This window comes from Streptomyces sp. NPDC059866 (assembly GCF_042731325.1).
GTDB lineage: Bacteria > Actinomycetota > Actinomycetes > Streptomycetales > Streptomycetaceae > Streptomyces > Streptomyces flavusporus.
Genome location: NZ_JBHWJT010000007.1, coordinates 1 through 11,917, shown reverse-complemented (window position 1 = coordinate 11,917; position 11,917 = coordinate 1). Strand labels below are relative to the sequence as shown.

Below are 11,917 nucleotides of genomic sequence, written 5' to 3'. Positions count from 1 at the left end.
GCCCAGTGTAATCGTCAGAGCGACGCGATGGGGTGGCGGCCGGTGTGGGCCACGGCACTCCCACGGCACTACGGCCGCGGCTTCGCGCCCCGCTCCTTCAGCAGGTCCGCCATGAGCCGGATCTCCGACTCCTGGGCCTCGACCATGCCCTGCGCCAGCCGCTTCTCCACGCCGACCGTGCATTTGTCGACACAGCTCTCCGCCATGTGAACGCCGCCCTGGTGATGGTCCGTCATGAGTTGCAGGAAGAAGACCTCGGCCTGCCGTCCGTCGAGCTGCCCCAGCCGCTTCGTCTCGGTGTTGGTGGCCATCCCCGGCATCAGCGCCCCGTCCTCGCCGGACGCCATGCCGCCCATGCCCATCCAGGCCATCGGCTGCGCCGACACCTTCGGCAGCCCCCACAGGTCCAGCCAGCCCAGCAGCATGCCGCGCTGGTTGGCCTGCGTCTGCGCGATGTCGTACGCCAGCAGCCGCACCTCCTCGTCGTCGGTGCGGTCGCGCACGATGTACGACATCTCCACGGCCTGCTGGTGGTGCACCGCCATGTCGCGCGCGAAGCCGGCGTCCGCGGAGTCGGCGGCCGGCGCGGCGGTGTCCGAGCCGCCGTCCCCGGCGACGGCGTACGTGATCCCGCCGACCGCGACGAGCAGCGCCGCCGCGGCCCCCGCGATCCAGCCGGCCCGCGCGCGCCTCACTTCGACAGCCCGCCCGTGCAGGCGGCCCCCAGCTCGGGAGTCTGCTCACCCTGGACGTACTTCGCGAAGAACTTGTCGACGTTCGGGTCGTCCGCGCCGGTCACCGTCCGCTGGTGGCCCCACGCCGTCAGCATGATCGGGTCCTTCTGCTTCTCGTCCGGGCTCATCAGCGTGTACGGCGTCTTCTTCACCTTCGCCACCAGCGCCTCCACGTCGTCCTTGGCGGCCTTGCTCGTGTACGTCACCCAGACCGCGCCGTGCTCCAGCGAGTGCACGGCGTTCACGTTGGGGATCTCCTCGGTGTAGACGTCGCCGTTGCAGTTCATCCACACCTGGTGGTGGTCGCCGCCGACCGGGGGCTCCACCGGGTACGACACGGCCTTGGTGACGTGGTTGCGGGCCAGGTCCCCCTCCCACGTCCTGACGCCGTCCGCGCCCGTGACGAACTTGCCGGTGGCCTTCGCGTCGCTCGCCGCGTCGGAGTCGTCGGCCTGCGACTGCACCAGGACCACGCCACCGACGACGAGACCGGCGACGACCACCACACTGGCCGCGATCGTGAGGATCCGGTTGCGCCGCTCACGGGCACGCTCCGCGCGCCGCATCTCCTCTATGCGCGCCGCGCGCGCCGCACTGCTCTTGTTCTTGGCGGAACCCATGGGGCGGCCCTTCTGGGGAACGGGAGGAAGTCGGGTGGGCTGATCGTAATGGGGGAGGTGGGCCGAGTCGTAGGGGAGGGCGCCGGAACGGACCGCGAACGGCCCGATCCCGGTGGCCTCCGGACGGGCATTACGGATGTCGGTGCGAGCAGGCAAGATGGGCAGCACAGCCGTACACCTGCCGTACGCGAGGCGTTCAGGCCGGGGTCGGCCGGGCGATCAAGGTCTGCAACGCGCATGAAATGGTGTTGTGGTGGGATGCTCAGGTGCCCGACCGCCTCCCGTGATGCGGGAGACAGGCGGCCTGACCAGCAAGGATGGGGAAGCGGAAGATGGACAAGCAGCAGGAGTTCGTGCTCCGGACGTTGGAGGAGCGCGACATCCGGTTCGTACGCCTGTGGTTCACGGACGTGCTGGGTTTCCTCAAGTCCGTGGCCGTGGCCCCGGCCGAACTGGAGCAGGCCTTCGACGAGGGCATCGGCTTCGACGGCTCCGCCATCGAGGGCTTCGCCCGGGTGTACGAGTCCGACATGATCGCCAAGCCCGATCCGTCGACGTTCCAGATCCTGCCGTGGCGCGCGGAGACCCCGGGCACGGCCCGGATGTTCTGCGACATCCTCATGCCGGACGGCTCCCCCTCCTTCGCCGACCCGCGCTACGTCCTCAAGCGCGCCCTCGCCCGCGCCTCCGACCTCGGCTTCACCTTCTACACCCACCCGGAGATCGAGTTCTTCCTGCTGAAGAACAAGCCGGTCGACGGCACCGTGCCCACCCCCGCCGACAACTCCGGCTACTTCGACCACACCCCGACCAACGTCGGCATGGACTTCCGCCGCCAGGCGATCACCATGCTGGAGTCGATGGGCATCTCCGTCGAGTTCTCCCACCACGAGGGCGCGCCGGGCCAGCAGGAGATCGACCTCCGGTACGCGGACGCGCTGTCCACCGCGGACAACGTCATGACGTTCCGCCTGGTCATGAAGCAGGTGGCCCTCGAGCAGAACCTGCAGGCCACCTTCATGCCGAAGCCGTTCTCCGAGCACCCGGGCTCCGGTATGCACACGCACCTGTCGCTGTTCGAGGGCGACCGGAACGCGTTCTACGAGTCCGGCGCCGAGTACCAGCTGTCCAAGGTCGGCCGCTCCTTCATCGCGGGCCTGCTGCGGCACGCGGCGGAGATCTCGGCGGTCACCAACCAGTGGGTGAACTCCTACAAGCGCATCTGGGGCGGCTCCGAGCGCACGGCCGGCGCGGGCGGTGAGGCGCCGTCGTACATCTGCTGGGGGCACAACAACCGGTCGGCGCTGGTCCGGGTGCCGATGTACAAGCCGGGGAAGACCGGGTCCGCGCGGGTCGAGGTGCGGTCGCTGGACACCGGCGCGAACCCGTACCTGGCGTACGCCGTGCTCCTCGCCGCCGGTCTCAAGGGCATCGAGGAGGGCTACGAACTGCCGCCGGGCGCCGAGGACGACGTGTGGGCGCTGTCCGATGCGGAGCGGCGGGCGATGGGGATCGAGCCGCTGCCGCAGAACCTGGGGGAGGCGCTCGGACTCATGGAGCGCAGCGATCTGGTCGCCGAGACGCTGGGTGAGCACGTCTTCGACTTCTTCCTGCGCAACAAGCGGCAGGAGTGGTACGAGTACCGCTCCGAGGTGACGGCGTTCGAGCTGCGGAAGAACCTGCCGGTTCTGTAAGCGCAGGTCAGAACGGGTTTCCCGCTGACTCGGCGGATGGGGCCGACGGTCGTGGACCGTCGGCCCCACCTCGTCTCACTGCCCTTGGGCCGTCTCTGGGCCGTCGGACGCCGGATCAGTGCCCTCGTAGAGGCTGTCCACGGCCCTTCCGGGCCCGAGCGTCGCTAACTCGGCATCAGGTGCGTGTAGACCCGAAGCGTGAAGCCGGGATCGTTGTGTCCGAGGTAGTGGCTCAGTGCCTTGATGTTCTCGCCGGCGTCCAACAGGACCGAGGCGTAGAAGTGCCTGAGCGCGTGCATGCCGTGTTCGCGGGCAGCCTGATGACGCTCGCTCGGCTTCGGCTGGGGGATCACCCAGCCGCGACAAGAGCAGGCTTCCACGCGCGGTCGTTGAAGTCGGTACGCCGAACCGCACTTGAAGGACGACGACCACACATTGTCAGGCGGCTGGCCGGGGGACTGTGGAAGCCGCGGCAGGCGGTGCGGGAAGCAGCGCACCCGCCATGGCGCCGGTGCCGCGGGTCAGGACCGGGCCTGGCGCCTGGGCGTCAGCCGCTGTCGCGTCACTGCTGTTCGTGTCCCCCTTCAGGTTCGTTTCCCCCTTCAGACGGGCTCACAGGCTCTTCCGCCGGAGCGTTCTCAGTCTCACCCTCCCGTTGCCGCTGAGCCTCCTCATCCCGTTGCCGTTGCCGCTCCGCCTCGTCTTCCCGCTCCTGCTGAGCCCTGGACATCCCCTCCATCAAGGCGAAGGGGTCGGTGACGACTCCCGCGTTGTACCCGGCGATAAAGCCGTTATGGCTACCGTGTTGGAGTTGGGTGGTGCCGAAGGAGCAGGGCGACAACCGGCGGGGGTCTTTCCGCCCCTGGTTGGCATCTTGTTCGCCTACCTGGTAGCCGAGACTGTAGCCCTCAGCCCACCCCCTGTTATAGGCCGCCCGGGTGTCAGGGTCCGGTTCCGGTTGCCCGACGTAGTTGTCGAGGGCCACCGCTGCCACCGGTGTCTGCGCCGCGGCCGGGGCGGCCGAGGCCTGCGTTGCCAGGCCCGATGAGAGCACGAAGGACGCAAAGAGCCCCGCCCCGTACGCCAACGCCAGCGCACGAGCACAGCCTCCGGAGACCACCGGCTCACCTCCTGACCGGGCCCTGACCAGGGCAGACACCGCCTGGGGCGGTTCGGCGGCTCACACAGATGGTCAAGACGCCCGGGACGAGGATTCGGGGATGCTGACGCTGTCGCGGACCTTCTGATGCCTCTGGTTCACGTTCTTCTCGTCCGCAGCAGAAGCAATGGTCACGACCTTAACGACATGGGTGTCAGTGCCGATGAGGCTAACGAAACCAACCGTGCTGGCGTCGGCGGGGTCTGTGACACGAGCGTCGATGGCGGGGTGGCCATCAACCGTGGCCTTCTGAATGTCGGTGGCCTTGAGGTCATCGCTGGGGTCCGCGCTGTCAAGCTGAAGGTCGCTCTGAAGCAGGCCGTCGAGATCCTCCGACATACCAGGCGCCTCATTAACGCTGACGAGGGTGGACTCGTCAGCGGTAGTCACCGAATACGAGCGACCGGCGTAGTAATCGGCGTCTTCGGCGATCTCCTCAACGGTGGCCTGCCCGGGAAGCGAGAAGGTGATGCCACTCGGGGAATCGGTGGTCTTCACCCATTCCGCGGCATCGGTCTGACCATGATCTTCCTGCCCGGCCACCATCGTGGTCACGATGCCGGCAGGCGGCGTCGCCGGGGCGGCGAAGGCACTGGTGGGCAGCAACACACCTCCTGCAGCCAGGGCCGTCGAGCCGGCAAACATCAGAAGGCGCTGCATTTCGGAGCGGTGAGCCATAAAAATCACTTCCAGCAGAAAAGAAGGGGGAGGGTTGTCGAACGCCAAGGGCCTCGTCACCTTGCGGGCCTCTGGCACTGGGCACGTGTCCCGTCGTGTCACATCGCCAGGGCTCCGGGCGGTGCGGGCGGTCCTGCTGTTCTGCGTGAACCCGTGTCTCAGTCAAGCGGGGCAGTCGATCCGCGTCATGCCGCGAAATCGCGGGGCACGCGAACTCGGTACTTGTCAGAAGGCAGTGGTCCTGATATGCGGGCAGCAAAAGGTCAGGGCCGCCTACGCTGCCCTCGACACCTTCGTCGCGGCCGGCGCTCCCTCAGCGCCACCTCGTCGAGCCGGTGAGCAGTCGAGCTGCTGAGCGATCGTGTCGGCCGCACGCCTGGAGTCGACTGATCGATCAGGCCGGCCCAGGACTCCGGTGGCTCCGGTGCCAGAACCGTGAACGACACCGGCACCCAGCCCGCCCAGCACCGGCGCGGGGCCCTTGCGCGTTGCCGCGCTGCTGTCGGGCGGTTGGGCGTGTCAGGCTTCGTGACCTGCTCGCCCGAGGATCTCCTCGACCATTTCCGTCTTGGCGTCGGCGTAGTTCTGCATGTACTGCCAGATCTGCCGGGACAGGGATCGCTTGGTACGGGCGTACAGCTCGCGGTCACCGCTGTGCGTGCGCAGCCGGTCGCGGAAGCGCAGCATGCGCCCCATCTCGTGGAACGGGCCCGGCCGACGAGTTGGGTACGCAGTACTGCGCGCAGATGCCCAGAGCGGAGCGGTCCCAGGCAAGTACGTGCGGCGTGTCTTCTGGGTCAAGGAGCACGACCGGTCGGAGCAGCCAGACGGTTTGTACAAGACGTCAGCCCCTAGCGGGGCCGTTGACCCGCGCACGGTAGCTCCGGGTGTTTGGGGCGAACTGACGGAGCGTGCCTGGGGTGCTCCGTTCCCTGCTTCTGAGCAGGTGCGGCAGAGCGTTGTGGAGAGGCGGTTTCTCCAAGGGTTCCCCAGATGCGCCAGGAGCTGAGAAATGCCTGCTCGCGGGCCAGGTAATCGGCCCGCTGTAAATCCGCCCCGGATGCTTGGAGAGGCCTCCATTCGATCCGGGGCGGACCACCTGTGCCGTGCAAGCCCCTTGGCTTACCTCCGGCGCTGACTCAGCGGTGCTGGAGTACTAGCTGGCGCGAGATGAGGTGCGCTGCACCGTGCTCGGAGGGTCCCAGGGATCGACGGTGACCTCCCGCGCGACCGCGTTCGCGACGCTGGGCTGTGACGCTGGGCTGTACGGTCAGGTTGTCGGATTGAACTGGTCGAGCTCAAGGCGAGTTCGGCAGGTCTGTCACTTCCCTCCACCGAGACTGAGGGATTTGCCCCTCTGCCGGGGCGGGACACACGAGGGTTTGACCCTCACCGTCGCAGTGCAGGGTGTAGACGTCACCATCCAAGGTGATGATTTTGTAGAACGCGTCACTCCCGTTGGCGTCAACCGAGACGTCGCAGACTGGGGAGTCGACGGGGAAGCCGCGGATGAGGCTGAGGTTGGTCCAGCCGGGGGCGTTGGCCGGGCCTGAGGTGATGAGCGTGTTTTCCGGGTTAGTGACGTCGCGTCTACCGGCGAACGGCACCCCTTCGTTGAGCGCGGCGAGATACTGCTCCTCGCCGTTGGGCTGCGTCGAGTCGACGGCGGGGCCGCACGCGGTCCCGGGTGGAGGCGGAGGCTTGGGACCCCCGTCGTGGCACGGGTCGTTGTCGTTGTGGTCGCCGGGCGCGGGCTTGTGCCCCGGCTGATCGGACTTGCATGGGACCCCGTTGCCGGGCGACACAGCGGCGCGTGGGGTTGCGCTCCGCTCCGTTGCCACGGCGGGGGTGGCCGCGCCGGCCGCCATCACAACCGCGAGCGAGACGAGCATGCTGGTCTTCCTGATGCTGTCTTGCGCCAGTGGCCTGAGCAGAGCAGTCCTTCTGAACTTAGGACTCATGTACGTGCTCCTTGCATCGATTTCGGGGGCTTCCCCGTAGTCGAGTGCGAGCTTGGCCTGCGCACGCTGGATCGCTGAGCATCCTCGATCGAGACACGCTTAATATCGTTAAATCGGACTAATGGGACTCTTGTGGCCCTTTCCTGATCTTGGGGGTGAGGCTGGCGCGGTGACCGGGGGTCCACGCGTCTCCAGGTCGCTGGCTCAGCGTCTCACCGGTCCGGCAGGGCGCGGATCCGAGGACCGGACGCCAGACGAAGCCCTGATCACGTCCTGTGGGGTCCGCGTGGGGCGGGAAGCCGCGCGACAAGGGAAAGCGCCTGGTCAGGGCGAACCGTGAGCGCGGTCTGTAAATATGCCGCGCTCCAGAGCGGGGCCGTCTGTGGGCCGTCGAAGGGCGGCCCAGGGTGACCAACGACGACCAATGACGACTGCTCGGGCGCCTATCAGCCCTGCATGGACGCCGATCACGCGAGGTCGCTCCGGGGCCGCGTCACTTCCCGGAGAACTGAGCTGACGTGCGCTGATCCCGCGCACCGGGCGCACCAGGTGAGTGTCTAACTGCGTGACAACGTCCACGAACAACGGCGGACGAACGAACAACGGCGGACGAACGCGGACGCCTGCGGACCATCAGCACAGGTGAAGGACACTCCAGCCCAAGGTGGCACGCCCGCCCAAGTTGCTTCGGGAAGAAGGGGTCGCAGGTTCAACTCCTGTCACCCCGACGCGGTTCTCAGCTGTAACTGGCGATGACCTGCCCGACGACCGAGAAGCGCCGCTTGCACTCCGGGCAAATCGCGTCACCGAAGGCATAAGCCAGGACGCGCGCAACTTCCTCGTGGCCGTCGGCCAGGGCAAGGTCGTAGAGGCGGTGGCCGAGACCTTCCAGCGAGCGGGCGTCGGCCGGATGGAGAGGGAAGGTCTCGACGTCGTCGGAGAGGGCGTAGTCTTCCGCCGCGCTGAAGAAGCCCCGCTCCCCGATGATCACCCACACCGATGTGCACCCGTCGGGATCCGGGCACTCGAGTTCGTATTCCTCGCTGACGACGCCCCAGATCAAGTCCTGTGCCCAGTGAATGTCGCCCTCCAGGTTCAGGACCGCCTCAAGCAGGTGGCAGTAGTCATTCCGGTCGGCCGTGACCTGCCGCCACCGGTTCGCGGCGGCCAGCAGGCGTGCCACTTGCGGCGCGTATCGGTCGCGCAGGTTCCGGGTCTCGTACCGCTGGTCCGCCTGGACGAGAAGGGCGCCGGCCAGGTGGAGGGCCGAAGCTGCCGTATCGGCATGGTCCCCCTCCGCCATGACGGTCAGCGTGTGCAGCACCAGCGGATGGGCGACATCCAGGGAACCGTTGTGGTAAAGCTCCGTCCACAGATCGCTCCAGGCCTGACTGTCCGCCCCCGTGGCGGCACGTTCCAGTAGGGCCCTCAGGCGGTCAGAATCGGCGTCGTCCGCGAGGGGAACAGGAGAACTCGTCGTCATTTCCGGCATCCAAGCAGACTGCCGCAAGCGCATTTTCGCTGGCCCGACCGTTGCTGTGGAGGTGTGTTGATCGGCATGTCTGGTGGGGCTGGGCCGCGGGCCAGGCGAGCCGTTGCAAGTTGCCCGGTGCCAGAGCTGTTCCGCTGACATCCAACGCTGACATCAACGGCTACGAACAGCCGCAGCTGTCGGTACTCGCCCATGGCCCCAGTACACGCAGGAAGGCCCCGCTGCGCCAAGGATGGATCGAACTCCTAAAGCGGCGGTAAGCGCGAGTGCTGTGCAGCAGGGAAGTACAGCAACCACCGCAACCGCTCCCGACTACCGCCGGCCTCAAGCGACCGTCTGACGTGCTTGGCAGACATCAGCGACCGTCGCGCCCATAGTTCGCATCGAGAGGGTCAGCCCGTGCCACAGCCGTGCCAGAAGGAGCGGGGAATCACGGGGACTCTGGGTGGCTGACGGCCCCTCAGGCCGACACCAGCACGAGCAAGGATCCCGCAGGTCAGCCACCACGCGGACCAACCTCGCTCCTAAAGCGGGTATCGAGGGCCCCAGCGCTATCCCAAAGAGGCGCCCCATGCGCTCCGCTGTCAGAACCTGGTGAGACCGGTCCGGCGAGAATTGGTAGTGCACCGACCAGCCCCGGCCCAACCCGTTCGCCGCGGTCTCGTGCATGGCACGATGCCTGCTCACGGGCGAGCAAGGAGATCCCATGAACGATCAAGGCACCCCTGTTTCGGCACCTGGCTTCAGGGCCGTCGCTGTTGATGCTTACTGGCCGGAATCACGGCAGTTCATGGGTGGCGGCGACAACCAAGTCACCGGCGACATCCATGTGTGCCTGTGGTTCGGCTCTGCGTCCTATGACCCCCAGGTCGAGCACGTCATGGTTTTCAGCGCCTCCTCCGGCAACCCAAAGGCCGGCGAGGCCTTGGAGGACGCTTTGGAGGACTACTGCCACCCCGGTGAGGGACTTCCGGCCAGCCTGCCGGTCCCCGAACCCATCACCATCGCCGCAGACGGGAAACCCGTGACGTTCGAACTCTGGCGGAACAGCAGCAACCCTTACTGGGTCGCTCGGGGCCGTGTCGAGGACACCGAAGTGGTCCTGTCCGGCTCCGAGACAGAACCTGGCAAGCTGCGTCTGGTCCGCGTGAACGACCTGTCCGTGTACTCGGCCCCGATCGCGTTCCTCCCGGCTCGAGAAGCGATCTCCGTTGCCATGGGAAGCGGTATACAGGCGGCGCCCAGCCAGCAACTGCAGGTCGAGGAGGCGGACACCGCGCTGCGGGCCCTGCGCGACATCGCCGCCCGGGGTGCCGCTCTCGGGGGACCCAGCCGGGAATTGCACGGCGACGAGGCGGACACGGTGATGCGCGCTCTGCGCTACCTCGCCCAGGATGCCGGCCCCGCGGGAAAATCGGGAGCAGAGAGCTGATCAGCTCCCGCCGACCTGGCCCACTCCTCGAACGCCGGAAGTTCAGAAGAGACCGAAGGCGATAGCCGCTCCCACAGCTGGCCGCGCACGAACGCAGGTGAACGCCCCTGCACGCACCCCACCTCCGCGCCACCACAGTTGGAAAACGTGCGCGCCTACAGAGAATGTGGAGGGGGGTGGTGTCGAAGCTTCACGAGCTCCCGGACTGACGTAGCTCGGGGACCTCTTGTGAGCCACCCCCCTTGGTCGCGCTCTCGTCGTACCACGGCAGCAGACCGACCCAACGTTTTGGAGAGTACTAGCGACCACTGACAACGCCGCTGCACCACAAGCGCACCAGATGCGGCGGGGAACAGCGGGGAACCACGGTCAAGTCGTCCGGCGCCGGCGAGGCCGCAGACCAGCCGTCCGTCCAGGTCAGGGCGCAAACGGGCCCTGTATGCCCGCAGCTTCCCAAGCTCAGGGCCAGCCCAAGTCACTGGCCGGGTTCCCACCGCTGTCGGTGCGGTCTTCTACTGTCACCTCATGGGGAACCACTTTCAGACCGTTGTCGACCTAGACGCCACTTCTGTAGATGCTCCGGCACTCGCCGCCCGCGGCCTTGACTGGCTCGTCATGGAAGGGATAGTCCGCGCCGAGCGCACCGATTGCGTCCTCGGCGCCCCGTTGGGCCACCCGCCCGGCCCGCTCTGGGCCAAGGCTGTCAGCGAAGAGGACTGGGAGCCCAGCGATGGACTCAACATCGAGATAGGCCGGACCGTCTTCCACGGTGGACAGGGCGACGCCATGTACGCCGTCTGCCCTCACTGCGCCACCCACACGGACCTGTACACCGATGAGTGGGATGTGATCGAGGGCGCCTGGGAGCCCTTCGGGAAGGCCATCGAGACCTGGCACGACACGGGCAAAGCCACCGTCACCTGCCAACGCTGCGGTCGTGCTGGTGACCTGACTGCGTGGACCTGGGCCGACGACTACTACGCATTCGGCTACCTGGGCTTTGAGTTCTGGGACTGGCCGGAGTTCAGCCCCCGCTTCCTCAGCCGCTTCGCAGAGACACTAGGTGGCCATCGAACGGTCCTGGTCGGAGGAAAGCTCTGAAGAGGAACATCACCCGCAGGCCGCAGGCAATGCGCTCCTCGGCCTGCTCTCGTCCCTCTCGGTGGCACTCCACCGATGGATGATTTCTTCCTTCACGTCGATGGCGCTGAGGCTCGCTTCCGCCATTGACCACGTGCGGTGCCCAGTCCCAAGTCAGCTGGCCCGTCTCAGTTTCCGTCTCATTCAGCTCCGTTCACGGCCGTTCAGACGAGACCGGAGGCGGTAGCCGCTCCCAGGACCGGCCGCCCATGAACGCAGGTGAACGGCCCTGTCCGAGGCCCCCGAGACCACCAACACAGTTGGAAAGCGTGCGCGCAGCACCGAGAGCGCGCCGGTAGCGCGGGGGCTCAGTATCGCTGTCAGTCCTGGCCTGTACGGTCCCGCCCATGGCTGAGAGACCGACAACGAGCTGGCGTCACGGCATAGCTGAGGAAGCCGAGGAGCTTGCCGCCGGCACCCTGGACCCCGAGTGCGCATGCATGGCAGCGCTGTTCCCCGAGGAGCTGCTTACGGCAACCGACGCAGTCCTCGACGCCTTCGAGGACGAGCTTCCTGGACTTGGCGAGGCCCGCGACGAACAGGTCTTTGCTGTAGTGGAACGCGTCGTCCTGGCCCTGAACGCGGTGGACGACGCCCACAACGGCAGCGCCCTCGAAACTGACGAACGCGAGGAGCTGTGCGACTACATCGACGAGTCGCTCACCGAGCACGGCGTCGATGTAGTCGCCCTGACCGCCCGCCACGGCCTCGGCCGGTACCAGCTCACGGACAAGTGGCGGAAGTGGTAAGGCCGCTACCAACGCGATCCGCTGGACATCGCACGACTCCGCACCACAAGCGCACCAGATCGAGCGGGGAACAGCGGGGAGTCACGGTGAAAGCAGCCAGGCCCGACGAGGCCCGGCACTGGCCGTCCGCCCAGGTCAGCGCCCGACCGAGCACCAAGTGATCGCAGCTTCCCAAGCTGAGAGCGCGAGTTCGATTCTCGTTACCCGCTCCACGACGAAGCCCGGGCCGGACGCCCGGGCCTTTGCTGTCCTCGGTGA

Annotated in this window: 11 protein-coding genes and 1 pseudogene; 5 read left to right on the top strand and 7 right to left on the bottom strand. The window is 67.1% G+C overall.

Going from position 1 to position 11,917, the window contains the following annotated elements:
• Window positions 1-68 precede the first annotated feature (68 nt).
• Together ACFV7R_RS12285 and ACFV7R_RS12280 are read right to left on the bottom strand one after the other, a co-directional pair.
• Window positions 69-695: a DUF305 domain-containing protein gene (locus ACFV7R_RS12285; RefSeq protein ID WP_385262875.1), complete on the bottom strand. Its 627-nt coding sequence runs from the start codon at window positions 693-695 to the stop codon at window positions 69-71.
• Window positions 692-1,354 (bottom strand): DUF3105 domain-containing protein, encoded by a 663-nt coding sequence (locus ACFV7R_RS12280; protein WP_385263357.1) that lies wholly within the window; start codon window positions 1,352-1,354, stop codon window positions 692-694. The genes ACFV7R_RS12285 and ACFV7R_RS12280 overlap by 4 nt, the downstream gene beginning before the upstream one ends.
• Before the next feature lie 332 nt (window positions 1,355-1,686).
• Between ACFV7R_RS12280 and ACFV7R_RS12275 the strand changes: the two genes are divergently transcribed.
• On the top strand, window positions 1,687-3,048 hold the full coding sequence (locus ACFV7R_RS12275) for a glutamine synthetase family protein (RefSeq protein WP_385262872.1): 1,362 nt from the start codon (window positions 1,687-1,689) through the stop codon (window positions 3,046-3,048).
• A gap of 75 nt (window positions 3,049-3,123) precedes the next feature.
• Here ACFV7R_RS12275 and ACFV7R_RS12270 read toward each other — a convergent pair.
• From ACFV7R_RS12270 to ACFV7R_RS12260, 3 genes and pseudogenes are all read right to left on the bottom strand, one after another.
• Window positions 3,124-3,460 (bottom strand): annotated as a pseudogene (locus tag ACFV7R_RS12270) (tyrosine-type recombinase/integrase); the annotation flags it as partial.
• A 780-nt stretch (window positions 3,461-4,240) separates the two neighbouring features.
• The gene (locus tag ACFV7R_RS12265; protein WP_385262871.1) at window positions 4,241-4,933 is read right to left on the bottom strand and encodes a hypothetical protein; all 693 of its coding nucleotides are present in this window, start codon (window positions 4,931-4,933) and stop codon (window positions 4,241-4,243) included.
• Window positions 4,934-5,404: 471 nt separating this feature from the next.
• On the bottom strand, window positions 5,405-5,572 hold the full coding sequence (locus tag ACFV7R_RS12260) for a GrpB family protein (protein ID WP_385262868.1): 168 nt from the start codon (window positions 5,570-5,572) through the stop codon (window positions 5,405-5,407).
• On the opposite strand from ACFV7R_RS12260, the gene ACFV7R_RS12255 reads away from it, so the two are divergent.
• Window positions 5,571-5,894 (top strand): DUF6009 family protein, encoded by a 324-nt coding sequence (locus ACFV7R_RS12255; protein ID WP_385262866.1) that lies wholly within the window; start codon window positions 5,571-5,573, stop codon window positions 5,892-5,894. The two genes, ACFV7R_RS12260 and ACFV7R_RS12255, sit on opposite strands and share 2 nt — an antisense overlap.
• A 289-nt stretch (window positions 5,895-6,183) precedes the next feature.
• Here ACFV7R_RS12255 and ACFV7R_RS12250 read toward each other — a convergent pair whose 3' ends face one another.
• The gene (locus tag ACFV7R_RS12250; protein ID WP_385262863.1) at window positions 6,184-6,846 is read right to left on the bottom strand and encodes a hypothetical protein; all 663 of its coding nucleotides are present in this window, start codon (window positions 6,844-6,846) and stop codon (window positions 6,184-6,186) included.
• Between the two features lie 736 nt (window positions 6,847-7,582).
• On the bottom strand, window positions 7,583-8,338 hold the full coding sequence (locus tag ACFV7R_RS12245) for a hypothetical protein (RefSeq protein ID WP_385262861.1): 756 nt from the start codon (window positions 8,336-8,338) through the stop codon (window positions 7,583-7,585).
• A 706-nt stretch (window positions 8,339-9,044) separates the two neighbouring features.
• On the opposite strand from ACFV7R_RS12245, the gene ACFV7R_RS12240 reads away from it, so the two are divergent.
• From ACFV7R_RS12240 to ACFV7R_RS12230, 3 genes are all read left to right on the top strand, one after another.
• Window positions 9,045-9,770, top strand: a complete 726-nt coding sequence (locus ACFV7R_RS12240; protein WP_385262859.1) for a hypothetical protein — start codon at window positions 9,045-9,047, stop codon at window positions 9,768-9,770.
• 525 nt (window positions 9,771-10,295) lie between these two features.
• A complete protein-coding gene (locus ACFV7R_RS12235; RefSeq protein ID WP_385262857.1) occupies window positions 10,296-10,871 on the top strand; it encodes a hypothetical protein in 576 nt (191 codons plus the stop codon).
• A 386-nt stretch (window positions 10,872-11,257) separates the two neighbouring features.
• Window positions 11,258-11,659 carry a hypothetical protein gene (locus tag ACFV7R_RS12230; RefSeq protein WP_385262854.1) on the top strand — a complete coding sequence of 134 codons (402 nt, stop codon included), beginning with the start codon at window positions 11,258-11,260 and terminating at the stop codon, window positions 11,657-11,659.
• Window positions 11,660-11,917: the final 258 nt, after the last annotated feature.

Excerpts from the sequence above, each read along its gene's own strand:
- ACFV7R_RS12250 (WP_385262863.1), bottom strand. The coding sequence starts at position 6,846 with ATGAGTCCTAAGTTCAGAAGGACTGCTCTGCTCAGGCCACTGGCGCAA.
- ACFV7R_RS12245 (WP_385262861.1), bottom strand. The coding sequence starts at position 8,338 with ATGCCGGAAATGACGACGAGTTCTCCTGTTCCCCTCGCGGACGACGCC.
- ACFV7R_RS12235 (WP_385262857.1), top strand. The coding sequence starts at position 10,296 with ATGGGGAACCACTTTCAGACCGTTGTCGACCTAGACGCCACTTCTGTA.
- ACFV7R_RS12240 (WP_385262859.1), top strand. The coding sequence starts at position 9,045 with ATGAACGATCAAGGCACCCCTGTTTCGGCACCTGGCTTCAGGGCCGTC.
- ACFV7R_RS12275 (WP_385262872.1), top strand. The coding sequence starts at position 1,687 with ATGGACAAGCAGCAGGAGTTCGTGCTCCGGACGTTGGAGGAGCGCGAC.
- ACFV7R_RS12260 (WP_385262868.1), bottom strand. The coding sequence starts at position 5,572 with ATGCTGCGCTTCCGCGACCGGCTGCGCACGCACAGCGGTGACCGCGAG.
- ACFV7R_RS12255 (WP_385262866.1), top strand. The coding sequence starts at position 5,571 with ATGCGCCCCATCTCGTGGAACGGGCCCGGCCGACGAGTTGGGTACGCA.
- ACFV7R_RS12280 (WP_385263357.1), bottom strand. The coding sequence starts at position 1,354 with ATGGGTTCCGCCAAGAACAAGAGCAGTGCGGCGCGCGCGGCGCGCATA.
- ACFV7R_RS12230 (WP_385262854.1), top strand. The coding sequence starts at position 11,258 with ATGGCTGAGAGACCGACAACGAGCTGGCGTCACGGCATAGCTGAGGAA.